The 24,857-nt window shown below is 63.4% G+C and carries 18 protein-coding genes; 9 read left to right on the top strand and 9 right to left on the bottom strand.

Going from position 1 to position 24,857, the window contains the following annotated elements; all coding sequences use genetic code 11:
• Positions 1-3: 3 nt before the first annotated feature.
• From sdhA to R2R70_RS11460, 8 genes are all read left to right on the top strand, one after another.
• The gene (gene sdhA / locus R2R70_RS11425; protein ID WP_043333106.1) at positions 4-1,776 is read left to right on the top strand and encodes a succinate dehydrogenase flavoprotein subunit; all 1,773 of its coding nucleotides are present in this window, start codon (positions 4-6) and stop codon (positions 1,774-1,776) included.
• 159 nt (positions 1,777-1,935) lie between these two features.
• Complete coding sequence (locus tag R2R70_RS11430) at positions 1,936-2,640, top strand: succinate dehydrogenase iron-sulfur subunit (RefSeq protein ID WP_043333105.1); 705 nt, start codon at positions 1,936-1,938, stop codon at positions 2,638-2,640.
• A 227-nt stretch (positions 2,641-2,867) separates the two neighbouring features.
• Complete coding sequence (locus tag R2R70_RS11435; RefSeq protein WP_054555372.1) at positions 2,868-5,702, top strand: 2-oxoglutarate dehydrogenase E1 component; 2,835 nt, start codon at positions 2,868-2,870, stop codon at positions 5,700-5,702.
• Positions 5,703-5,753: 51 nt separating this feature from the next.
• On the top strand, positions 5,754-7,334 hold the full coding sequence (gene odhB, locus R2R70_RS11440) for a 2-oxoglutarate dehydrogenase complex dihydrolipoyllysine-residue succinyltransferase (RefSeq protein WP_131431292.1): 1,581 nt from the start codon (positions 5,754-5,756) through the stop codon (positions 7,332-7,334).
• A 113-nt stretch (positions 7,335-7,447) separates the two neighbouring features.
• A complete protein-coding gene (gene lpdA / locus R2R70_RS11445; protein ID WP_043334000.1) occupies positions 7,448-8,887 on the top strand; it encodes a dihydrolipoyl dehydrogenase in 1,440 nt (479 codons plus the stop codon).
• 108 nt (positions 8,888-8,995) lie between these two features.
• A complete protein-coding gene (sucC, locus tag R2R70_RS11450; protein WP_043333999.1) occupies positions 8,996-10,162 on the top strand; it encodes an ADP-forming succinate--CoA ligase subunit beta in 1,167 nt (388 codons plus the stop codon).
• Positions 10,162-11,034, top strand: a complete 873-nt coding sequence (gene sucD, locus R2R70_RS11455; protein ID WP_043333998.1) for a succinate--CoA ligase subunit alpha — start codon at positions 10,162-10,164, stop codon at positions 11,032-11,034. Before sucC ends, sucD begins: the two co-directional genes overlap by 1 nt.
• A 278-nt stretch (positions 11,035-11,312) precedes the next feature.
• Positions 11,313-11,855, top strand: coding sequence for a DUF302 domain-containing protein (locus R2R70_RS11460; protein ID WP_107335512.1), 543 nt, complete (start codon positions 11,313-11,315; stop codon positions 11,853-11,855).
• Between the two features lie 160 nt (positions 11,856-12,015).
• Here R2R70_RS11460 and glpQ read toward each other — a convergent pair whose 3' ends face one another.
• The 7 genes from glpQ to R2R70_RS11495 all read right to left on the bottom strand — a co-directional run bounded on the left by glpQ (position 12,016) and on the right by R2R70_RS11495 (position 20,525).
• Positions 12,016-13,176, bottom strand: coding sequence for a glycerophosphodiester phosphodiesterase (gene glpQ, locus R2R70_RS11465; protein ID WP_410978037.1), 1,161 nt, complete (start codon positions 13,174-13,176; stop codon positions 12,016-12,018).
• 134 nt (positions 13,177-13,310) lie between these two features.
• Positions 13,311-14,315, bottom strand: coding sequence for a YbhN family protein (locus R2R70_RS11470; protein ID WP_131431293.1), 1,005 nt, complete (start codon positions 14,313-14,315; stop codon positions 13,311-13,313).
• Positions 14,316-14,378: 63 nt separating this feature from the next.
• A complete protein-coding gene (locus R2R70_RS11475) occupies positions 14,379-15,221 on the bottom strand; it encodes a DUF2334 domain-containing protein (RefSeq protein ID WP_410978038.1) in 843 nt (280 codons plus the stop codon).
• Positions 15,214-16,338, bottom strand: coding sequence for a glycosyltransferase family 4 protein (locus R2R70_RS11480; protein WP_043333996.1), 1,125 nt, complete (start codon positions 16,336-16,338; stop codon positions 15,214-15,216). The genes R2R70_RS11475 and R2R70_RS11480 overlap by 8 nt, the downstream gene beginning before the upstream one ends.
• A 722-nt stretch (positions 16,339-17,060) precedes the next feature.
• Entirely contained in the window at positions 17,061-17,438 is a 378-nt protein-coding gene (locus tag R2R70_RS11485; protein ID WP_043333995.1) for a hypothetical protein, read from the bottom strand.
• Positions 17,439-17,728: 290 nt separating this feature from the next.
• Positions 17,729-19,675: an exoribonuclease II gene (locus R2R70_RS11490; RefSeq protein ID WP_131431296.1), complete on the bottom strand. Its 1,947-nt coding sequence runs from the start codon at positions 19,673-19,675 to the stop codon at positions 17,729-17,731.
• 184 nt (positions 19,676-19,859) lie between these two features.
• A complete protein-coding gene (locus R2R70_RS11495; RefSeq protein WP_107335508.1) occupies positions 19,860-20,525 on the bottom strand; it encodes an NAD(P)-binding oxidoreductase in 666 nt (221 codons plus the stop codon).
• Positions 20,526-20,808: 283 nt separating this feature from the next.
• Between R2R70_RS11495 and R2R70_RS11500 the strand changes: the two genes are divergently transcribed.
• Positions 20,809-21,960 (top strand): oxidoreductase, encoded by a 1,152-nt coding sequence (locus R2R70_RS11500; protein WP_410978039.1) that lies wholly within the window; start codon positions 20,809-20,811, stop codon positions 21,958-21,960.
• Positions 21,961-22,090: 130 nt separating this feature from the next.
• Here R2R70_RS11500 and R2R70_RS11505 read toward each other — a convergent pair whose 3' ends face one another.
• Together R2R70_RS11505 and R2R70_RS11510 are read right to left on the bottom strand one after the other, a co-directional pair.
• Positions 22,091-23,296 carry a TIGR01620 family protein gene (locus R2R70_RS11505; RefSeq protein ID WP_410978040.1) on the bottom strand — a complete coding sequence of 402 codons (1,206 nt, stop codon included), beginning with the start codon at positions 23,294-23,296 and terminating at the stop codon, positions 22,091-22,093.
• On the bottom strand, positions 23,293-24,780 hold the full coding sequence (locus R2R70_RS11510; protein WP_410978041.1) for a YcjX family protein: 1,488 nt from the start codon (positions 24,778-24,780) through the stop codon (positions 23,293-23,295). Before R2R70_RS11510 ends, R2R70_RS11505 begins: the two co-directional genes overlap by 4 nt.
• Positions 24,781-24,857 lie beyond the last annotated feature (77 nt).

Raw genomic sequence — 24,857 nt, forward strand, 5'->3', positions numbered from 1 at the left:
TACATGTCCACCATGCGTAGCCTGACATTCGACGCGATCATCATCGGCGGCGGCGGCGCTGGCCTGCGTGCCGGTCTCGAACTGTCCCAGTCCGGCAAGAAGACCGCCGTGCTGTCCAAGGTCTTCCCGACCCGCTCGCATACTGTCTCTGCCCAGGGCGGTATCACCTGTGCCATCGCTTCTGCTGATCCGAATGATGATTGGCGCTGGCACATGTATGACACCGTCAAGGGTGGCGATTACATCGCTGATCAGGACGCTGCGGAATATATGTGTACCGAAGGCCCGAAAGCGGTCTTCGAGCTTGAGCACATGGGTCTGCCGTTCTCCCGTTTCGACAACGGCCGCATCTACCAGCGTCCGTTCGGTGGCCAGTCCAAGGACTTCGGCAAGGGCGGCCAGGCGGCTCGTACCTGCGCCGCGGCTGACCGTACCGGTCACGCCCTGCTGCACACTCTGTATCAGGCCAACCTGAAGAACGGCACCGTCTTCCTCGACGAGTGGTACGCCATCGATCTGGTCAAGAATGCCAACGGCGATATCGTCGGCGTGATTGCCCTGTGCATCGAGACCGGCGAGACCGTGGTCGTGAAGTCCAAGGCCACCGTTCTGGCCACTGGCGGTGCGGGCCGTATCTACGCCTCCACCACCAATGCCCTGATCAACACCGGCGACGGTATCGGCATGGCACTGCGTGCCGGCCTGCCGGTCCAGGACATGGAAATGTGGCAGTTCCACCCGACCGGGATTCACGGTGCGGGCGTGCTGGTCACCGAAGGTTGCCGCGGTGAAGGTGGCTACCTGGTCAACAAGGACGGCGAGCGCTTCATGGAGCGTTATGCGCCGAACGCCAAGGACCTCGCGGGCCGTGACGTCGTCGCGCGCTCCATGGTGCTGGAAATCCTCGAAGGCCGTGGCTGTGGCGAGAATGGCGACCACGTCTTCCTGAAGTTGGATCACCTGGGCGAGGAAGTGCTGAACAAGCGCCTGCCGGGTATCTCCGAGCTGTCCAAGACCTTCGCGCACGTCGATCCGACCAACGCGCCGATCCCGGTCGTGCCGACCTGCCACTACATGATGGGCGGCATCGCCACCAACGTGCACGGTCAGGCCATCGCACAGAACGAAGACGGCAGCGACCGCATCGTCAACGGCCTCTATGCCGTGGGTGAAGTGGCCTGTGTGTCCGTTCACGGTGCCAACCGTCTGGGCGGCAACTCGCTGCTGGATCTGGTCGTCTTCGGCCGCGCCGCGGGCAAGTACATCGAAAGCGCGCTCAACGAAGGTGTCGAGTACCTCGAGCCGACGCAGAGCGACATCGATGCTGCCCTGGTGCGCCTGAACCGCTGGAACGAGTCCGAAAGCGGCGAGTCCGTGCCGGAACTCAAGCGTGAACTGCAGCAGATCATGCAGAACTCCTTCGGTGTCTTCCGTCAGGAAGACAAGATGGAAGAGGGCGTCAAGCAGCTGTCCGATCTGCGTGAGCGTATCGCCAAGGCGGGTCTGTCCGACAAGTCTCAGGTCTTCAATACCGCGCGTATCGAAGCTCTCGAGCTGGACAACCTGATGGAAGTGGCGGAAGCCACTGCCATTGCGGCCCTGACCCGCAAGGAAAGCCGTGGTGCTCACTCCCGTTACGACTTCCCGGACCGTGATGACGAGAACTGGCTCAAGCATTCTCTGTTCTTCCCGAACGAGAAGCGTGTCGGCAAGCGTGATGTGAACTTCGCGCCGAAGACCGTCGAGCGTTTCGAGCCGAAGATTCGTACCTACTGAGTCTGAACCCAAGGCGCGCGTCGCGATCCGGTCGGGACGCCGCGCCTTGCTTCAGACCAAGTTCGCACTCGCTCGAGTTCACTCTCGCTTGAGTTCGCCGTGATCGAGGTGCGTGCAGGTCACCGCACGCACCTGACCCGTTTGCCCGGAGGGGAAACCATGCTTCAGGTATCCATATACCGCTACAACCCTGAAACCGATACTGCGCCGTACATGCAGGAGTTTCAGGTCGACACCCAGGGTCGTGACCTGATGGTGTTGAACGTGATGGAAATGCTCAAGGAACAGGACAGCTCGCTGGCCTATCGTCGCAGCTGCCGTGAAGGCGTCTGTGGTTCGGACGGCATGAACATGAACGGCAAGAACGGCCTGACCTGTGTCACCGCGCTGTCCGAAGTCGTCAAGGACAACAAGCTGGTGCTGCGTCCGCTGCCGGGCCTGCCGGTCGTGCGTGACCTGGTCGTCGACATGAGCATCTTCTACAAGCAGTACGAGCGCATCCAGCCGTACCTGCTCAACGACACGCCGGCGCCGGCCATCGAGCGTCTGCAGTCGCCGGAAGACCGTGACAAGCTCGACGGTCTCTACGAGTGCATCCTGTGTGCCTGCTGCTCGACTGCCTGCCCGTCCTTCTGGTGGAACCCGGACAAGTTCGTCGGTCCGAGCGGTCTGCTGCAGGCCTATCGCTTCCTGGCGGACTCGCGTGACACCGCCACCAAGGAGCGTTTGAGCGAGCTGGACGACCCGTTTGCCGTATTCCGTTGTCGCGGAATCATGAATTGTGTCGCGGTTTGCCCCAAGGGTCTGAACCCGACACGTGCCATCGGCAAGATTCGTGAGCTTTTGCTGGCAAACGCCACTTAAAAGCCGCGCCTTAGCTTGCTATGATGCACGTCAGCTGCGGCAGGGTGTCACACCTTGTCGCAGCGCACAGCTTGCTGAAGCCGGTGCCTTGTGCACCGGCTTTTGACGATAAAAGAAGACTCAGATGGTGAAGGCCTCCATGGTTTCGCCATACAGGGCATAATCGAGTGACGCCGACAGCGCTTGTCAGGCGCCTACCCCACCCCATCAGTCAGGGTGACCGAGAGATGCAAGAAGGCACAATGGAGTTGATGTGGCGCACTTCCCATATGAGCGGGGGGAATGTCCACTACGTAGAAGATCTCTACGAGCGTTATCTTGTCGACCCGAATGAGGTTCCCGACGAGTGGCGCAACTACTTTGATACTCTGCCGCGTCATGACGGCAGCCCCTCCCAGGATGTTCCGCTAGCGCCGATCCGTGATCAGTTCTACGAGATGGGTCGCAACAGTCGCCGCCCGGTGGCTGTCTCTGCGGGCGAAAGCAGCGAGAACAAGAAGCAGGTTCGTGTTCTCCAGCTGATCAACGCCTACCGCTTCCGTGGCCACCAGAAGGCGGATATCGATCCCCTTGGTCTGCGCAAGCCGGCTCCGGTACCGGACCTCGAACTGTCCTTCCATCAGCTGTCCGCCGCTGACATGGACGTCGAGTTCCAGACCGGCTCGCTGTTCCTCGGCAAGGATGTTGCACCGCTCAAGGAAATCCACGCCGCGCTGGAGCAGACCTACTGCCGCAGCATCGGCGCCGAGTTCATGCACATCGTCAACACGGAAGAGAAGCGCTGGCTGCAGCAGCGTTTCGAGTCCGTACGTTCCAAGCCGAACTTCTCACGCGATGTCCGTCATCACGTGCTGGAACGTCTGACCGCCGCCGAAGGCCTCGAGAGCTATCTCGCCAGCAAGTACCCGGGCACCAAGCGCTTTGGTCTGGAAGGCGGCGAATCCTTCATTCCGATGATGGATGAGCTGATCCAGCGCAGCGGCAAGTATGGTACCAAGGAAGTCGTGATCGGCATGGCCCACCGTGGCCGTCTCAACCTGCTGGTCAACCTGCTGGGCAAGAGCCCGTCAGAGCTGATCGAGGAATTCGATGGCAAGAAGCAGATTGCCAAGGGTTCCGGCGACGTGAAGTACCACCAGGGCTTCAGCTCGAATGTCATGACCCCGGGCGGCGAAGTCCACCTGGCGCTGGCGTTCAACCCGTCGCATCTGGAAATCGTCTCTCCGGTGGTGGAAGGCTCCGTGCGTGCCCGTCAGGACCGTCGCGAAGACAGCGAAGGCGACAGCGTACTGCCGATCTCCATCCACGGTGACGCGGCATTCGCCGGTCAGGGCGTGGTCATGGAAACCTTCCAGATGTCGCAGACCCGTGCCTACAAGACGGGCGGTACCGTGCATGTCGTCATCAACAACCAGGTGGGCTTCACCACCTCGCGTGCCGATGACGCTCGCTCGACCGAATACTGCACCGACATCGCCAAGATGGTTCAGGCGCCGATCATCCACGTCAATGGAGATGATCCGGACGCCGTGCTGCACGCCGCTCAGGTCGCCATCGACTACCGTCAGCAGTTCAAGCGTGACGTCGTGCTCGACCTCGTGTGTTACCGCAAGCGCGGTCACAACGAAGCCGACGAGCCGTCCGGCACCCAGCCGCTGATGTACGCCAAGATCAAGTCCCAGAAGACTGCCCGCGAGAAGTATGCGGACCGTCTGGTCGAGGAAGGCGTGCTCAGCGCGGAAGAGACCAAGCACCTGGTCGATCAGTACCGTGCTGACCTGGATGCCGGCAACCACGTTGCCAATGCGCTGGTAAAGCAGCCCAACACCGGTCTGTTCGTCGATTGGACGCCGTACCTGGGCCACGAGTGGACCGGCGTTGCCGATACCTCGATGGACATGAAGCAGCTGCAGGCCCTCGCCAACAAGATGTGCGAAGTGCCGGACGGCATCTCGGTCCAGCGTCAGGTCAACAAGATCTACGAAGACCGTCGCAAGATGGCCGCTGGTGGCATGCCGCTGAACTGGGGCTTCGCCGAGACACTGGCCTACGCCACCCTGGTCGATGCCGACCACCCGGTGCGTATCACCGGTCAGGACGTGGGTCGCGGTACCTTCTCCCACCGTCATGCGGTGGTGCACAACCAGAAGGATGGCGACACCTACGTGCCGCTGCAGCACATCAAGGATGGTCAGGCGACCTTCACCATCCATGACTCCTACCTCTCCGAGGAAGCGGTGCTGGCCTTTGAATATGGCTACGCCACCACCATGCCCAAGGCATTGGTCGTGTGGGAAGCCCAGTTCGGTGACTTCGCCAACGGCGCCCAGGTGGTGATGGACCAGTTCATCTCCTCCGGCGAGAGCAAGTGGGGCCGCCTGTGTGGTCTGACCATGCTGCTGCCGCACGGCTACGAGGGCCAGGGCCCGGAGCACAGCTCCGCACGCCTCGAGCGTTACCTCCAGCTGTGTGCCGAGCACAACATGCAGGTATGCATGCCGACCACGCCGGCGCAGATCTACCATCTGCTGCGTCGTCAGGTCATCCGCTCGCTGCGCAAGCCGCTGGTCGTGCTGTCACCCAAGTCTCTGCTGCGTCACAAGGAAGCGACTTCCACCCTCGACGAGCTGGCCGATGGCCGCTTCGAGATGGTGCTGTCCGACAAGGGCAACCTGGAAGCTTCCAAGGTCAAGCGCGTCGTGCTGTGTGCGGGCAAGGTCTACTATGACCTGGCCGCCTATCGCGCCGAGCAGGGCCGTGAAGATGTTGCCATCATCCGTGTCGAGCAGCTCTATCCCTTCCCGAAGGAAGAGCTCCAGGCCGCCATCGCCGACTACGAGAATCTCGAGCAGGTGATGTGGTGCCAGGAAGAGCCGCTCAACCAGGGTGCCTGGTATCAGAGTCAGCACCATATGCGTCAGGTCGCTGAGCAGCACCGTCAGGGGCTTGGCATGAGCCTGGACTTCGCCGGACGCCCGGCCTCTGCGGCACCTGCCGCGGGCTACATGTCCGTTCATAACGAGCAGCAGCGCCAGCTGGTCGACGACGCCTTCAACAAGTAAAGGCTCGCGACCCGCAAGGGCACCGAGAGAGAATTGAGTTAAGGAACTCCAATGGCTATCGATATCAAAGCGCCGTCTTTTCCGGAATCCGTCGCCGAAGGCACTGTGGCGACCTGGCACAAGCAGCCCGGCGACAGCGTCGAGCGTGACGAGCTGATCGTCGAGATCGAGACTGACAAGGTCGTGCTGGAAGTCGTCGCACCGCAGGACGGCACCCTGGGCGAGATCAAGGTTCAGGAAGGCGACACCTGCGAGTCCGAGCAAGTGCTGGGCTCCATCGGTGATGCAGACGCCGCTGCGTCTTCTGACGCCAAGGACGACTCCGCCGCTGAAGAGAGCAAGGACGACGCCAAGGCCGACAGCAAGCCGGCCGCCGGTGGCGAAGGCAAGACGCTGGAAGTCAAGGCACCGAGCTTCCCGGAATCCGTTGCCGAAGGCACCGTCGCCACCTGGCACAAGAAGGTCGGTGAAGCCTGCGAGCGCGACGAGCTGATCGTCGAGATCGAAACCGACAAGGTCGTGCTGGAAGTCGTGGCTCCGGCCGACGGCGCCCTGAGCGAGATCAAGGTCGAGGAAGGCGATACCTGCGAGACCGAAGCCGTGCTGGCACTGTTCAGCGCTGGTGCTTCCGGTGGCGCCGCGCCGGCCGCTGAGGCAAGCGACGACAAGTCCGGGTCTGACGAAGGTCAGGACGAGAAGGTCGGCGACAAGATCCTCGCCCCGGCAGCACGCAAGATGGTCGCCGAGCACGATCTGGACGTCAGCAAGCTGGTCGGTACCGGCAAGGGCGGTCGCGTGCTGAAGGAAGACGTGGCCAAGGCCGTCAAGGAAGGCACTGCGGCCAAGTCCGCTGCCAAGCCGGCTGCCAAGTCCGGCGCTTCCAAGTCTGATGCCAAGGCCGCGCCGAAATCTGCACCGACCTTCGAGGGCGAGCGTCCCGAGAAGCGCGTGCCGATGAGCCGCATGCGTCAGACCATCGCCAAGCGTCTGGTCAATGCCCAGCAGACTGCCGCCATGCTCACCACTTACAACGAAGTGGACATGAGCGCGGTGATGGAACTGCGCAAGCAGTACAAGGACACCTTCCAGAAGGTGCACGACACCAAGCTCGGCTTCATGGGCTTCTTCGTCAAGGCGGCCACCGAAGCGCTCAAGCGCTTCCCGGACGTCAACGCCTCCATCGACGGCACCGACATCGTCTACCACGGTTACCAGGACATCGGTGTGGCCGTGTCTTCCGACCGCGGTCTGGTCGTGCCGGTGCTGCGTGATACCGACAGCATGAAGCTCGCCGATGTCGAAAAGACCATCGTCGACTTCGGTCAGCGTGCCCGTGCCGGCAAGCTGGGCATCGATGAGATGCAGGGCGGTACCTTCACGATCACCAACGGCGGCATCTTCGGTTCCCTGATGTCCACCCCGATCCTGAATCCGCCGCAGACCGCCATCCTGGGCATGCACAAGATCCAGGAGCGTCCGATGGCCGTGAACGGTCAGGTCGTCATCCGTCCGATGATGTATCTGGCACTGTCCTACGATCACCGCATGATCGATGGCAAGGATGCAGTCCAGTTCCTCGTCGCCATCAAGGACCTGCTGGAAGATCCGGCTCGTTTCCTGCTCGACGTCTGAGACCGCAATGTCTCACGCCCTTGAGGATCTCGAGGGCGTGAGCGGCCCCGGCGGGTGGCACTGACACTCGCCGGGTTGCCAACCCGAATCGAACTGCACCAACAGGAAGAGACATGGCCGATAAATTTGATGTGATCGTCATTGGCGCTGGCCCTGGTGGCTATGTTGCCGCTATCCGCGCTGCTCAGCTGGGTCTGAAGACCGCCTGCGTCGAGAAGTGGGTCAACAAGGAAGGCAAGGTCGTTCACGGCGGTACCTGCCTGAACGTCGGCTGTATTCCGTCCAAGGCATTGCTGGAAACCTCGCACAAGTACGTCGAAGCGCGTGATGAATTCGCCGAACTGGGCATCAAGGCCGACGGCGTCGAGATCGACGTGGCCAAGATGATCGAGCGCAAGGCGCAGATCGTGAAGAACCTGACCGGCGGTATCTCCGGTCTGTTCAAGGCCAACGGTGTCACTGCGCTGGAAGGTACCGGCAAGGTGCTGCCGAACAAGCAGGTCGAAGTGACCGATCACGACGGTGGCAAGGCGACCTATGAAGCCGAGAACATCGTCATCGCGTCGGGCTCCGTGCCGGTCGAGATTCCGCCGACGCCGCTGACCGAAGGTCTGATCGTCGATTCCACCGGCGCGCTCGAGTTCGACGAAGCGCCGAAGCGTCTGGGTGTCATCGGTGCCGGTGTCATCGGTCTCGAGCTCGGTAGCGTGTGGAGCCGTTGCGGTTCTGAAGTCACCGTGCTGGAAGCGGTCGACAGCTTCCTGCCGATGGTCGATGCGGCCGTCGCCAAGGAAGCCCAGAAGCTGCTCAAGAAGCAGGGTCTGGACATCAAGCTCGGCGCCCGTGTGACCGGTTCCGACATCAAGGACAGCGAAGTCGTCGTCAAGTACACCGACGCCAACGGCGAACAGGAACAGACCTTCGACAAGATCATCGTCGCGGTCGGCCGTCGTCCGTACACCCAGAGCCTGCTCGACAGCGATGTCGGCATCAATCTGGACGAGCGTGGCTTCATCCACGTCGACGACCAGTGCGCGACCAGCGTGCCGGGCGTCTACGCCATCGGCGACGTGGTGCGTGGCCCGATGCTGGCGCACAAGGCCTCTGAAGAGGGCGTGATGGTTGCCGACATCATCGCCGGCCACAAGGCCGAGATGAACTACGACGCCATCCCGAGCATCATCTACACCTTCCCGGAAGTGGCGTGGGTCGGCAAGACCGAACAGCAAGCCAAGTCCGAAGGCATCGAAGTCAAGACCGGCAGCTTCCCGTTCGCGGCAAGCGGTCGTGCCATGGCCAACAATGCCACTGAAGGTCTGGCCAAGATCATTGCCGACGCTGAGACTGATCGCGTCCTGGGCGTTCACATCATCGGCCAGCATGCCGGTGAGCTGATCGCACAGGGTGTGACTGCCCTCGAGTTCGGCGCAAGCGCCGAAGACCTCGCACTGATCTGCACGGCTCACCCGACGCTGTCGGAAGCCGTGCACGAAGCCGCGCTGGCCGTTGACGGGCATGCGATTCACATCGCAAACCGCAAGAAGCGCAAGTAAGCGTCCTTCCGAACAAGAGGCGCGTCGCCCCGGCCAGGCCGGGGCGAACGGTGGCAGTGGCATCTTGCGACTGCCGTTCGAGTCTAATGCAACCAATGGCATGACACGATGAACCTTCACGAATATCAGGCAAAACAACTTTTTGCCGACTATGGCCTGCCGGTGTCCAAGGGCTTTGCCGTTGACACCCCGGAAGACGCTGCTGAAGCGTGCAAGAAGATTGGCGGCGACAAGTGGGTCGTCAAGGCACAGGTCCACGCAGGTGGCCGCGGCAAGGCTGGCGGCGTCAAGCTGGTCGACAGCGCACAAGCCGCTTCCGACTTCGCGACCCAGTGGCTGGGCAAGAACCTGGTGACCTACCAGACTGACGAAAACGGTCAGCCGGTCACCAAGATTCTCGTCGAGAACTGCACCGACATCGCCGAAGAGCTGTACCTGGGCGCCGTCGTTGACCGCACCACTCGTCGCATCGTCTTCATGGCTTCCACCGAAGGCGGCGTGGAAATCGAGAAGGTTGCTGAAGAGACGCCGGAAAAGATCCTGAAAGCCGAGATCGATCCGCTGGTCGGCGCTCAGCCGTACCAGGCGCGTGAACTGGCCTTCAAGCTGGGTCTGAACCCGACCCAGATCAAGCAGTTCACCAAGATCTTCCTGGGTCTGGCGAAGATGTTCGCCGACAAGGATTTCGCGCTGCTGGAAATCAACCCGCTGGTCATCACCGACGAAGGCAACCTCCACTGCCTCGACGGCAAGATCAACATCGACGCCAACGCCGTCTACCGTCACCCGGACCTGCAGGCGATGCACGATCCGTCTCAGGAAGACGAGCGTGAAGCGCATGCTGCCAAGTTCGAACTGAACTACGTTGCCCTCGACGGCAACATCGGCTGCATGGTCAACGGCGCAGGCCTGGCGATGGGCACCATGGACATCGTCAACCTGTCTGGCGGCAAGCCGGCCAACTTCCTCGACGTGGGTGGCGGTGCTACCAAGGAACGCGTTGCAGAAGCATTCAAGATCATCCTGTCCGACGACAACGTCAAAGCTGTTCTGGTGAACATCTTCGGCGGCATAGTGCGTTGTGACATGATCGCCGAAGGCATCATCGGTGCCGTCGAGCAGGTCGGTGTCAACGTGCCGGTCGTGGTGCGTCTGGAAGGTAACAACGCTGAACTCGGCGCCAAGAAGCTGGCCGAAAGCGGTCTGAACATCATCGCTGCTACCAGCCTGACTGACGCGGCGCAGCAGGTTGTCAAAGCTGCGGAGGGCAAGTAATGAGCATTTTGATCGACAAGAACACCAAGGTGATCTGCCAGGGCTTCACTGGCGGCCAGGGTACCTTCCACTCTGAACAAGCCATCGCCTACGGCACCAAGATGGTCGGTGGCGTGACGCCGGGCAAGGGTGGTCAGACTCACCTGGGCCTGCCGGTGTTCAACACCGTCGCCGAAGCCGTTGCCGAGACTGGCGCTGAAGCGTCCGTCATCTACGTGCCGGCACCGTTCTGCAAGGATTCCATCCTTGAAGCGGCCAATGCAGGCATCAAGCTGATCGTCTGCATCACCGAAGGCGTGCCGACTCTCGACATGCTGGAAGTCAAGGTCAAGTGCGACGAGCTGGGCGCGCGCGTCATCGGTCCGAACTGCCCGGGTGTCATCACTCCGGGTGAGTGCAAGATCGGTATCATGCCGGGTCACATCCACCAGCCGGGCAAGGTCGGTATCGTGTCTCGTTCCGGCACCCTGACCTACGAAGCCGTCAAGCAGACCACTGACCACGGTTTCGGTCAGTCCAGCTGTGTCGGCATCGGCGGCGACCCGATCCCGGGTTCCAACTTCATCGACATCCTCGAGATGTTCGAGAAGGACCCGAAGACCGAAGCCATCGTCATGATCGGCGAGATCGGCGGTTCTGCTGAAGAAGAAGCCGCTGCCTACATCAAGGCGAACGTCACCAAGCCGGTCGTCTCCTACATCGCTGGTGTGACTGCGCCTCCGGGCAAGCGCATGGGCCATGCAGGCGCCATCATCTCCGGCGGCAAGGGTACTGCCGACGAGAAGTTCGCGGCTCTGGAAGCAGCTGGCGTCAAGACTGTGCGTTCACTCGCGCAGATCGGCGATGCCATCAAGGAAGTCACTGGCTGGTAAGCCATTGATCTCCTGACAGCGATCGGCGTCAAGCGGATCGCATGTCACCGAAAGGGCAGGCCCACAGGGCCTGCCCTTTTTTCGTTTCTGGCCGCCACCAGTCACTCCCAAGCGCAGCCGGTGGCGTAGGCGAGGGGAGAGGTGTTTCGGCTGATGCAGGCGGGGCAGGTGCGTTCATATCAAGCAGTTGCTAATCTGATGACTGTTCATTGGCACCTGACCAAGCGACACGTGCAGATGCCCCACGGCGCAACACGACTCACTGATAAGGATGTTCCATGCTCAAGTCATTCCCCGCCCTTACGCGCTCCGCGCGCCTGCTGGCGTTGCTGTCCCTGCCGTTGGCTGCTGGCATGCCGCTGTCTGCCAGTGCAGATTCCGGCGCGGCGGCAGCCTCCGCCCCTGAAGCTTCAGCGAGCATGCAGGTGCCTGCCAAGGGCATCGAGTCGGTGACCAGTCGTGATGATGTCGCCTCCGTTCAGGCGCGTCTCGAGACGGCGCTCAAGGCCAAGGGGCTGACGCTGTTCAGCGTCATCGATCATGAGGCAGGTGCCGAGAAGGTCGGCATGGAGCTGCCCGCGACGCATACCGTCATCTTCGGCAATCCCAAGGTGGGGACCCTGTTGATGCAGTGCAACGGGGCGGCCGCCCTGGACCTGCCGCAGAAGATGCTGATTCGCGCCGTGGAGGGCGGCAGCGTGATCGAGTGGAATGACCCGCAGTACATGGCCAATCGTCATGATCTGGGCGACTGCAAGCTGCCGCTGGACAAGATCGCCGGGCTGCTCAAGGGGCTGGCCGCCGAAGCGGCGGGTCAATGAAGGCAGCGCTCATCACGTGTCGATGCTGATATCGTGAACTGACAGCGAGCGCTGACGATCAGGCAGGACGAGAAACAGGCAGGACGAGAAAGCCGGACTCCTCACGGAGTCCGGCTTTTTGATGTTCCCCTGCCAAGGACTGCCTGGCTTGAAGGGCCGCTTACAGAGCATCACCGTGCTGCTTCAGCCACTGCACGGCGCGGTCAGGGTAGTCAGTGAAGACACCATCGACCCTGGCGTCGACGAAGAAGGCGCGCAGCATGTCATCGTAATCGCTGGCCCAGTCGGGGATGCGGCCTTCATCGAGGCGGAAGGTGTAGGGCATCACGATCAGGCCCTGCGCATGGGCTTCCTCGACCATTGGTGTGACCTTGATGTCGCCCCGGGTCGAGCTGTCCTCGATCACCATCGGCTTCCACGGCCCGATGCCATCGGCGTAGGTGGCGATGCGCTGCATGCCGCCTTCCTGATACATCCAGTCATAGTCGTAGGGCTCAAGCTTGCCCTCCGCATCCGGCTGGAAGGTCATGTCCCAGCTGGTCTCGCCCATCAGCTGCACCAGACGCAGGTCCATCTCCAGTTCGGGCTGCAGCGTGTCGTGGATGCGCTTGAGGCCATTGGGATCGAAGACCTGCACGACGGCATTGTCATTCTGCGCGACGTAGCCGTAGTGCTTGAGGGTCTCGAGCACGGCTCGCGAGACCTGCTTGCCTTCCGACTGGTGGAACCAGGGCGCCTTGATCTCCACATACAGGCCGACATCGCGTCCGGTGGAGTGATTCAGGCCCTGAACCATCTCGATCTCTTCACTCAGGGTGTGCAGTCCGAAGTGCGACTTGCCCAGCGGGAAGCGCTCAGGGTAGTCGGCGACCTGCTCGCCATCCTTGACGGTGAACCCCTCGCTGAACGACAGCTGGCGCAGCTCGTCCAGCGTGAAGTCGATGGCATAGTAGCGGCCATCATCACGCGCACGCTCGGGGAAGACCTCGGCGACATTGGTCACACGGTCCAGGAAGCGGTCGTGCAGCACCACCAGCTGGTCATCCTTGCTCATCACCACATCCTGCTCGAGGAAGTCAGCGCCTTGGGCGTAGGCCATCGCCTTGGCCGCGAGGGTGTGCTCCGGCAGGTAGCCAGAGGCACCTCGGTGGGCGACCACGACCTTGTCGGTGCCATGGCCGGGGTCGATGCTGCGCAGGGGCCTGTCATCAGCGAGTGCCGCTGAGGTCGAGGTGGCCAGCAGCGAGCCGACCACGCCCATCATGGCCAGCGGACGGCGAATGCGGGCGGAAGTCGGGTGACGCTGGGAAGGATGCGGCATGTGAGATCACCTTGAGCTGTGGTTATTGTATGGCCGTTCAATAAAGCCGCCTGCCAACATAACAAAGTCTTATTCATATGGCGATGATCAAGTGTTTTTCATGATGAAGCCTGCAGCGCTGCTCGGTTGCCCCGTCATGTGGCTGCCGAGCGACGCTTGAGCAAGCTTCCCAGCATGCTGCGTCCCGCCATCACGAAGAACACCGGGGCGCCGGCGATCAGGTAGAAATAGAAGGTCACCGCTCGCCAGATCACTACTGCCGCCGCGGCACTGGCGGCGCCGATCATCGGGCTGAGCAGGGCAGTGGAGGACAGCTCCGCGCCTCCGGCACCGCCGGGCAGCAGCGTCAGCTGGCCCGCTGCCAGCGAGAGCATCTGCACGATGAAGGTCCAGCTCCAGTCGATGTCCTGCCCCAGTCCGGACACGGCCAGATAGAGGATCGAGTAGCGCAGCAGCCAATGGGCACAGCAGAGCAGGAAGATCAGGCTCAGCGTCAGGCGCGGCAGGGCGAGCGTCTCGACCAGCGCATGGCGGAAGTGGATCAGGCCCCGCGCCAGCTTGACGCGTGAGCGATGGCGTACCTTGAGCCAGCGCAGCAGGCGTCCGCTGGTCTTGAGCAGGCGCCGATGGTGCTTGCCCAGCGCGGCCAGCAGGCCAAAGCCGATGATCAGCAACAGCGCCGGCACGGCCAGCATCCACCCCAGGCGCAGGTCGATGGTATGCGAGAGGGCGTAGAGGCCGATGCTGGCCAGTGCCGAGAGGAAGAACAGCATGTCGGTGATCTGATCGACCGCGAATACCGCCGTGGCCTGCGCCGGGCGCACTCCCTGACGTGACAGCAGCCCCATCAGGGTAAGCGGACCGCCACTGCCGCCGGGGGTGGCGCTGATGGCGAACTCGGTCGCCATCACCATGCCGACGGCGCGCCGTTGCCCCAGGTGACCGCCACGCCCGGCCAGCAGCAGACGCAACCGGCCGGCGTTCAGGTTCCAGCACATCACGATCATGCCCAGCATCAAGAGGAAGGTGTCGAGGGGGAACTGGCGCAACTGGCCACCCAGTCCGCTGCCACCCAGCACCAGCGGTATCGCGATGACCATCACAAGGCCAGCACCCAGTAACCAGAGGGCACGATTCATGGCAGATTCCCGCAGCGGGTTGTCACAAGGCCCATACGACGGGACTCATCCGGTAGGTGGGTATCAGGCAGCACTGTGAGCCGCCTGGTGCGAGTTCAGTTGCGTCGTGTCAGACGTGGCGGGGGTTAGCAGCCCCTGCTGCGTCAGCCAGCCGATCTTGGTCATCGGCTGGCGCCCTTCATCGAGCAGGCGCTCGACCAGCGTCAGCCAATACTGGCATGAGCGTGCATGACGCATGTCGACCGGATGCAGGCCCAGACGCAACACCGGCGCCTGTTGCTCGCGGCTCAGCTTGCGCTGCGTCACCCACTGCGACATCAGGCGGCGTGGCGCTGAGCGTGCGCTCCACACGAGTCCGGGCGCATCGATGACCGTGAAGTCAGGTAGTCGATAGAGATGCTGGGGGTCGCTGGTGTAGCGGAAGTCGAGGGACTTCAGCGCCTTGCGAGTGCCGTCACTCATCAGCCAGGCAGGGGCCACGAAGCCGTCCAGTGGCCAGCCGAGACGCTTGAAGAGTGCGGCGCCTTCCAGCAGGCGTCGTCTGGCTTCGGCCTCATCGAGGGGGTAGAACTCGCCCTCCCAGGTCAGCACGCGGCGCATCAGGTAATCACGCGGGGTGCGGGGGGCTGGCGCGTCATCGCAGTGATGGAAGCCATGCAGGGCAAGCTCGTCCCCCTGTTGGCGGCGAGAGTCCAGCAGGGTGATGAATTCCGGAGCGTCTTCCAGGGCGCTGCGATGATGGAAGTCAGGCACCACCAGCCAGGTGATCGGGCAGGGGTGGTTCAGGCGTGCCTGGCAGAGGGCATCCACCTCGGCGACGAAGTCCCGGTAGTCGGTCCAGGTCTCGGGCGCGACATCATGCAGGACCAGCAGAAAGTGCTGCTTGGCAGCCGGCGACTCAGCCATGGGTCACCTCCTCGAGTACCGGTTGCATGCGAGTCCCGGTGACCGCGTGATAATGCCCGAGCAAGCCATCCACGACACGGTCCCAGGCATGGTGCTTCTCGACATGCCGCCGCGCCTGGCGACCCAGTGCGGCGGGGTCATTGGCGAAGACTTCCTGCACGGCACGCGCCATGGCATGCGGCGAGTGCGGGTTGCACAGCTGACCGCAGCCCAGTGGCACATTCTCGGCCAGCGCGCCGGCGCGTGCCGCCACCACCGGCGTGCCGCAGGCCATGGCTTCCAGTACCACCAGACCGAAGGTTTCCTGGGTGCCGGCATGCAGCAGCACATCGACCGAGGCCACCAGACGCGCCACTTCGGTGCTGCTGCAGAAATGCCCGGTCACGCTGACATTGTCGGGCAGATGCCGCGGCATGCCCGAGCCGATCAACAGCAGATGGTAGTCAGGGCCGAGCAGGCGAGCGGCCTCCAGCAGCTCATCCAGATTCTTCTCGCGTGAGCCGCGGCCGGCGAAGGCCAGCAGGCGCACGTGGTCTTCCAGGCCAAGCTCGCGGCGCAGGCTCTCATCGCGGCAGTCAGGGTGGAAGGTGGAAAGATCGACACCGAGTGGCTGGATATGGACATTGTCGACGCCGAGCCGGTCGAGCCGGTCGGCCATCACCTGGCTGGGGGCCAGCACGCGATCGAAGTGGCGATAGAGGCGTTTGACGTAGCGATCGACGTTGGCCCCTGACCACTCGCCCAGGCGATTGGTGATCAGGCGCGGCAGGTCCGAGTGATAGAAGCCCAGCACCGGGACATCGAGCTTGCGACCGGCATCGAGTGCCGCCCACGCCGTGACGTAGGGGTCGCCGGCCTCGATGACATCCGGCTGCAGTGCCAGCAGCGTGCTGACCCAGCCGCCTCGGCGCAGGGGGAAGCGATAGCCGTTGCCGAAGGGAATGGGCGGTGCCGGCACGCTGTAGAGGTCATCACTGACACTGGTGGTCTCGCCGGGGACCAGCAGGCTGTGACGAACATCGGGCCGCGTCCGCAGACGTCGTCGCTTGGCTTCCAGGTAGGTTCTGACCCCGCCACTGGAGGGGGCATGGAACATGGTCATGTCAGCGATATGCACACGGACTCCTCAAGACCGCTTTACCGGTCGTGCGCGATGAAGATGAATCCCGACGTCACTGCCCGCCATGGCTGCCTTGTCGTGCTTAAGGGTGCTTCAGGATGTTCGAGGAAAACGAAATCGAGCACGCAGATTCCAGCAAGCCAGTGGCAATGACGAACGAGCCTCTGGTCAAGTCATGGGGGGAACCCGACGTGAAACCAAGGGCACGAGGCATGACATGCGGTGTCGCGCGTGACGAGACGCCTCGCCACGCGATGTTCCACACTGCGGCTGGCAATGACGTTACATCAGGAGATGACTGGTCTGTGTGACAACAGGGAACAATGTTGGTGCGATGCGCTCCCGGTCTCGGACATTTGTCATCAAGCTCCTGGCATCACGCCCCTGGCATCAGGCTCCTGGCATCAGGTTTACTGCCAGGGGAGGAGAGAAGCCACGCCATGCTGGCGATGGTCCAGCAGGGAGTGCGGCAGCTAGCCTCTGGTCAGTGCTGCGCAAGAGAAGCCATACGACAGGCAAAAAAAGACCCTGTCCGGAGCCACCGGACAGGGCAAGTGCGTGCACTACAGGAATACAGGGGGCGACAGGGGGGAGGGTCGCCGGAGCGGGCATTGCAGGGTCTAGCAGTGGATCGACTCAGTCATGTCTGGCATCCGTGCCTGGTGTTGCATGGGGTCCTGGCATCGTTATCTGTCCTGATGGAGGGAGATCGGGCGTCTTCACGCCAGTCCGTGCTGGGACAGGTGCAGGGCGCTGGGCATGGCCTGGCCAAGCTCCTGCGAGAAGGCGGCTTCCGGCTCGGCTGGGCGCTGGCTGGCGAGCAGTACAAGGCTCAGCAGCAGGCCGGCGGCCAGCAGCAGACGGTTGCGGGTGCGGCGACGATCACGTTCCAGCAGCATCGCGACATGTTCCATCGCTTCACGTTGAATCTCACGCTGGCGCTCCGGAGAGGTGGAGCTGCCTTCCGAGCTTCTGCCTGAGCTGCTGTCTGCTCCGGCGTCGACACGGGCGTAGCTCATGGCCGGGTGACGAACGATGGCGGCATGCTCGGCCAGGTGACGCAGTGAAGTCGCTGCAGTGGAGCGATGAGTTTTCATTTCCGGGTCCTCGCATGGACGAACTTCATCAGGGACAGGCTTCAGTCATTCGCGCTTGGGTCAATCCAGTAACGCTGCAGCAGTGAAAGCAGATGTCGTGTGTCGATGTGAGGAGTATAGCGTGAGCTTCTGTTTCACAAAATTACAATTTTTCACGCTTGGCACACGATGCGTATACGTAATGCACAAGAACGAAAACGCCCCGGGCGCAGAGCGCTCCGGGGCGTAGATGGCCGTGGCAATTGCCCGTGATGACAAGGCAGTTACATACGGCAGTGGTGGGTCGCGGCTTATTCGGCCGGACGACCTACCAGTGAACGACGCTCTTCACGGGCTTCGGTCAAGGAGACCTTGATGATGTCGCCCAGTGAGTAACGCAGCTCGTCTTCGATGCGCACGCGGCCTTCCTTGTCATCGATCGCGACCTTCTTGCGATCGCTGTGGATCAGCGGTGCCGGAATGAAGACGCTGGCGCCATTCTCTTCCAGACGCACACGCATGCCGCCACGACGGATGTCGATGATCTCGCCAGTGAAGACCTGCTGTTCTTCGGCGGCCTTGGTCAGGTAGCGCACGTAGAGCCAGTCCTTCACATCGCGCTCGGCCATGCGGTTGAGACGACGACGTTCGCTGAGGTGCTCGGTCAGCTGCTCGGTGGCTTCCGCCGGCACGTCCTGGCCGAGAATCACGCGCTTGATCAAGCGGTGGTTAACCATGTCGCCGTACTTGCGGATCGGCGAGGTCCAGGTCGCGTAGGCTTCCAGCCCCAGGCCGAAGTGCGGTCCCGGCTGAGCGGACATCACGGTGTAACCCTGGAAGCGACGCATGCGCACGTCCAGCCAGGTGTCTTCGCGGCTGTCCAGCTCCTGACGGATCAGGCGGTAGCCTTCCAGGCTGCCCAGCTGTTCCGGCGTGGCGGTGATGTTCTGACCAGCCAGGAACTCGATGGTGTCGTCGTACTTCTCCGGTGCGAAGCCCTGGTGCACGTTGAAGATACCGTGACCGATGTGCTTGGAGAGCAGACGTGCGCAGCTCAGGTTCGCGGTGATCATGGATTCTTCGATCATGCGATTGCTGATGCGGCGGTGGTCGGCACGTACGTTGAGCACATTGCCTTCCTCATCCAGCTCGAACTCGAAGTCCGGACGCTCGCGGAAGACCTGGGAATTGCGTGCACGCCAGGCGATACGCGCCTGGGTGAAGGCTTCCAGCTGACGCAGACCTTCGGCCAGCTCTTCGGTTTCCGGCTTCCAGCTGCCTTGCTGGCCTTCGATCCAGTCGGAGACGTTGTCGTAGGTCAGGCGGTGGTGGGAGCGCATGGTGGCCGCGAAGAACTTCGGCTCGCCGATCACGCCATCGGTATCGATGTCGACGATGCACATCAGCGTCGGACGGTCTTCACCTTCCTTCAGCGAGCACAGGTCGTCGGCCAGGATTTCCGGCAGCATGGTGACGTTCTGGCTCGGCAGGTAGACGGTGAAGGAGCGCGTGCGCGCCTCTTCGTCGACACGGCTGCCTTCCGGCACGTAGGCGGTCGGGTCCGCGATGGCGATGCTCAGGGTCCAGCCGCCTTCCGGGCGCTCGACGATGTGCAGGGCGTCATCCATGTCACGGGTCTTCTCACCATCGATGGTGAAGAAGGGCACGTGGGTCATGTCTTCGCGAGTCAGGCCTTCCTCGAGCAGCGGCCAGTCAGTGCCGCCCTCCGGAGAGGCCTGTTCCAGCGCGTGACGCGCCAGGGTGACGCGCCACGGCACACGCGGGTTGTCCACGGTGGCGATGACTTCCTCGATCTGGGCAAAGAAGCTGCGGTCGTCCTTGCGCATCGGGTGACGCAGCAGACGTGCCACGACCCAGTCGCCATCATTGAGGGCTTCCTCATTGATGCCACGCTTCACGCGCGCTTTCATGCGCGTGTTGATGGAGGGGTGATCCGGCATCACGTTCAGGCGGCCATCACGCTTGCCGACACGAGCGACGAAGCGATCGACACCCGTCTCAATCAGCACTTCCGGCTGTACGGACTTCTTCTCACCTTCCACCTTGACGGTCGCTTCGACGGTATCGCCGTGCAGTACCTGCTTCATGGCGGGTGGCGGCACGAAGTAAGACTCGCCGTCCTCGCATTCGAGGAAGCCGAAGCCCTTGTCGGTGCCTTTGATCACCCCCGTGACACGGGGAATTTCCTGGCGGATTTGATCTTTCAGCTGCGCCAGCAGCGAATTGTTCTGCAGCATTTCGGAAGTTCTGTTGGCGGGGTCAGTGGCTCACTATACGGACATGGAGCATGGGGGGAAAGCTACCAGATTGCCCAACGCCCGCGCGGGCTGCGCGCAGGCGTGGATGAGTGGCAGGTCAAGCGTGGGCGAGCCTGGCGAAAGCGGCCTGCCTGTGCACTTTGCCACAGGCTCAGGCGCGCACTCAGTCGGCGGTCGTCGTGGCGTTCAGCAGACCCGAAACCGGCGTATCACCGTCGAACAGGGTGAAGATGGGCGCCTTGCGATGACGGCCACCGATCTCGCGGGCCTTGATCAAGCCAAGCAGGAACTCGGCGACATTGGCGCGCGAGACCTGCATCTCGTCGGAGTCATCAGCATTCTGGGTCAGCTTGCCGCTGCCGCCCTCGTTGGTGAGGCGGCCAGGCTTGACGATGACATGACGCAGGCCACTCTCGGCGAGACACAGGTCAGCGGCCTTCTTGGCCGCGAAGTAGGGGCGCATCGCCGCCGGACCGGCCAGCGGTGTCTCGGAGCGGATCGAGCTGACCTGGATCACGCGCGACAGCCCGAATTCGGCAGCCAGCTCCGCGGTGCGCATCGCACCATGCAGGTCGATGGTCAGTGTCTTGTCCGGGCCGGTATTCGGGCCGGAGCCCGCGACGAACACCGCCTGATCGCAGCCATAGAAGGCCTGGCGCATCTCGCCTTCCAGATCGCCCAGAACCGTCGGGATGCTGCGTTCATGGAACCAGCTCTGCTGCTCGGTCGAGCGGATCATCGCCACGACGGGTTCGCCGGCGGCCTGAGCCTTCTCGCAGAGTTGACGACCGATCTTGCCGTTGGCACCGATGATGAGCGTCTTGCGCATGCTGTCTGCTCCTTCGCGAATCAAATGGCGAGGCGGCTGGCGAGTGATATTGCTACTCACTGCCACGCCTCTCCTGGTACAGCAAGGTCTGCGGGCTGAGCCACGTGACTTCAAGGGGACCGTTCAATCGCGGACATTACGCGGCGACTCGCTCGCGGGATGAAGTCTGCGATGGACAAGCATTAAAGGCGGCTGTCATCTCTGTCTGTGGCACGGGAGCCTTGCTAGGATGGCGCTGCCAGGCACGACTCCCTCAAGATTGCGCCAACGACAAGGATGCCCGATGAGCCGCATAGCCCACCCCGACACTGATGATCACAGCGACACCGCCGCATGGCACGGCGCCGCCTTCCCCTCCGAGAGTGCTATCCGGGTCGGGCTGATCGGTTATGGCATGGCGGTGCGCACCTTCCACGCGCCCTTGATCGAGGCCACGGACGGGCTGGCGTTGGTGGCGCTGTCCACCTCGCGGCCCGAGGTCGTCAGGGCCGAGCGTCCACAGCTGGAGGTGGAGGCCACCCCTGAGGCCTTGCTTGCGCGCGACGACATCGATCTGATCATCATCGCGACGCCCAACGAGACCCACGCCCCGCTGGCCTCTGCGGCGCTGGCGGCGGGCAAGCATGTGGTCGTCGACAAGCCCTTCACGGTGACGCTTGAAGAAGGCGAGGCCCTGACCCGCCAGGCCGAGCAGGCCGGACGGGTGCTGGCGGTATTTCACAATCGGCGCTTCGATGCCGACTTCCTGACGCTGGCGGAATTGATCAACGACGGCACGCTGGGGCGCATCGCGCATCTGGAATCCCACTTCGACCGCTTCCGTCCGACGGTGCCGAACCGCTGGCGTGAGCAGGCACTGCCCGGCAGCGGCCTGTGGTATGACCTCGGCCCGCACCTGCTGGATCAGGCGCTGTGCCTGTTCGGCGAACCGAACGCCATCCAGCTCACGCGTCGCGCCCAGCGCGAAGGCGCGGTGACCGATGATTTCTTCCACGCCGTGCTCGATTACGCCCACCATCCAGGGCACCCCGGTCTGGTGGTGGAGCTGCACGCCAGTGCACTGACGGCGGCGCCGACGGCACGCTTCGCCGCGCACGGTACCCGTGGCAGCTATGTGGTGTTCGGGCTCGACCCTCAGGAAGATTGCCTCAAGGCTGGTGACTGGCCCTCGCGTGACCCGCAGGAGCGCCAGGCGCGCCAGTGGGGGCGGGATGCGCGTCCCGGAATGCTGACCGTGCTGGAGGCCGACCCGGACGGCGCCGAAGGCGAGCAGGTGTTGGTGGGCGGCACTCATCAGGGCCGCGATGGTGACTATCCGGCTTGGTATGCGGGGCTGCGCGACTGCATTCGTGGCCAGGGCGGCAATCCGACCTCGCCCCATGAGGCGCTGCGCGTGATGAAATGGCTGGAGGCCGGCATCGCCAGCGAAGGCTGAAACCATCGAAGACTAAAACCATCGAAGGTGAGATGACTCACGAAAGACGCGCGCCCTGAAGGCCGAATGGCCAGCAATCAGAGGCGCGCGTCTTGTTTTCAAGGCAGTGGCAGGGGAGGTCGCGGCCTGCTCAGGCTGCGTCGTCCTCGCCCTTGTCGGCCTTGCGCATGCGCGAGAACAGCTCCGCGCGCAGCTCACCGATGCGCGGCACCTCCTCGGCATGGAAGGGGATGGGGCGCAGCAGGCGCATGGCTCGCAGGCCGAGACGTGCGTTCATCAGGCCACTGCCCAGCCCCTGACCGGCCTTGGTGGAGAGGCGGCCGGCCAGATTCATCGACAACAGGTCCATGCTGGCCTCGGCGGCCAGTTCGCTGGCACCGGCGAAGGCCATCGAGGCCAGCACCTCCTTGAACAGCCGCAGGCGGCTGGCATAGCCCAGCTCCAGCCCGTAGAGGCGCGACAGGCGCTCCATCATGCGCAGCCCGCGCCAGGCCACCAGACTCATGTCGACCCAGGTCAGCGGCGAGACCGCCACCATCACCGCCGTCTCGCCACTCATGCGCGAGATCAGACGCCGCGCCTCACGGTCCCGCGGCCCCAGCACGTGGAAGGCGAACAGCTCGCGGCGCTCCGACGGGGAGTGATGCGCTTCACAGGCGGCGCGCCAGGCGCGCACGCCGGCATCATCATCGCCGAGCTTCATCTGGCGACGCAGCTGTTCGAGCAGGTCTTCCTGCTGGCTGCCGGCTTTGCCGCCTGCCTTGCCCGAGTCCTCGTCAGGCGTGGGCAGCGCATCACCGCGCTGGCCAAAGCTTTTCTGGCCAAAACCCCTTTGACCAAAGCTCTCCTGGCCAAAGTCATCCTGCTGATGTTCTTCCAGCTCGGCGCGCAGCGCGACGTGCTTGCGCAGGTGACGCAGCCTGAAGAGCTCCTTGCCCAGCGCGCGGGCGCCGAGTCCGATGGCGCCAAGGCCCAGCAGGCCCCAGGCACCGGCGATCAGGTCGCCGCCCATGGCCGCCTGATAGAGCGCATGACCGGCCTCGACACCCCCGAGTGTCAGGGTGCCGAGCAGCAGCCATTTTAGGCCGCGATGACGTGGCCGGGCGCTTAGCGTCGCATCGAGTCCCGGCGTGGCGGGTTCCGGCTCGGCCGCGGCCAGGGGCTGGCTTTCCATCTCCGGCGAGAAGTGACGCGCGCCGCGCAGGGCCTCTGCCGCGCTCTCTGACGCGCTCTCGGTGGGGCGCTCGGCATAAGTGGTAGAGGCGGCATCGGCCTGCGCCGAATCGGAGCTCGTGAAGCGTTTGCCCGGGCGCGGATGGCGGGATTCGGTGGTCATTTCAGGTGGTCTCCCAGCAGCCAGTCGAGCACGGCGTCCATGCGAATGTGAGGTGGCGCATTGCCATCGATCTTCGGCGGCGCGAAGTGGGGGAAGTCGAAGCGACTTTCGGCCCAGAAATTCGGGTCGGGCAGCCGTGAGGGCACCTCGCCCGGGAACAGCAGCACGGACTCGCGGCCTGCGCCTTGCGTGTCCGAGTCGCCCGCTCCCTCGTGCTCAGCGAGCAGCTGTCCCGCCAGCGCCGGATGACGCTGACCATTCTCGACTACCTCGCGCGCCTCGCTGGCGCGGATGGCGGCGATGGTGAAGGCCTTGAGCGGCACATCGCGATAGCGCAGGCGCTTGAGTGGGTCCGCCAGCAGCTGCTCGAGCAGGTCGCGCATCGCGCCATGCTGCTCTGGCGTGACGTGGTCGGCCTTGGTGGCGGCGATGGCCAGGCGGTCGATGCGGCGATCCATCAGGCGCGCCAGCAGGTGGCGGCGGCCATAGGCGAAGCTGTCGAACAGCTTGTCCAGCGCACGGCTCAGGTCGCGGAAGGGCGCCGGGCCGGCATTCAGCGCACCCAGCACGTCGATCAGTACGATCTGGCGGTCAAAGCGCCGGAAGTGGTCGTGATAGAAGGGGCGCACCACGCGGCGGCGATAGTGATCGAAGCGGCGTGCGAGGGTGCGATACAAGCTGGCTTCCGGCAGGGCGGCCAGCGCGTCGGGTGTCCAGTCACCGAGCCCCGGCAGTGGGAAGAACTGCAGCACCGGCGCCTCGTCCAGCTCGCCGGGCAGCAGGAAACGGCCCGGTGTCAGGTCGACGAAGCCACCCTTGCGGCGCGCGGCGTGCAGATAGTCGGTATAGAGGCTCGCGATCTCGGCGAGGCGGTCTTCATCCACCTCGCTGTCCGGTGTCAGGCCCTCGATGGCTTCCATCCAGTCATGCGCCCAGTCGCCACGCCCGTCGGCCAGCTGGGTCTCGCACTCGCTGCTCCAGCCGCTGAAGTCCTGCTCCAGCATCGGCAGGTCCAGCAGCCATTCGCCGGGGTAGTCGATCAGGTCCAGCGTCAGGGTGGCGCGCTGGCTGTCGAGCATGCGCGCTGCGCGCGAGGTGGGGCGAAAGCCGATCTTGAGGCGCAGCTCGCTGATGCTGCGGGTCGGCGTCGGCCATTCGGGGCCATGCGGCGAATGCTGGCCGGACAGCGAGCGCAAGCCGGCTTCCAGCGGGAAGCGCGGGATGGAGAGGTCCGGCTGGCTGACGCGTTCCGCGCCGAGCAGGCGACCATCGCGTGCGGCGGGCAGCAGTTCCAGACGCGCACCGAGCCCGGCATGGCGCAGCTGCTCGATCAGCGAGACGAGAAAGGCGGTCTTGCCGGCACCGGACAGGCCCGTGACGGCGAGCCGCAGCTGGCGGTCGAGACCGCGCTCCAGCAGGTCATGTGCTTCGCGGCCCACATCGCGGGCAAGCTGGCGGGCGTTGCGGGTCATGGTGTTGAACATCAGGCATTCCCTGTCAGTGGGGGCGAGGCGGCGGCGCGACGTGATGGCGTCCTGGCAGCTGATGATGAGCTGGGTGA

Source organism: Cobetia sp. SIMBA_158 (assembly GCF_046566945.1).
GTDB lineage: Bacteria > Pseudomonadota > Gammaproteobacteria > Pseudomonadales > Halomonadaceae > Cobetia > Cobetia amphilecti.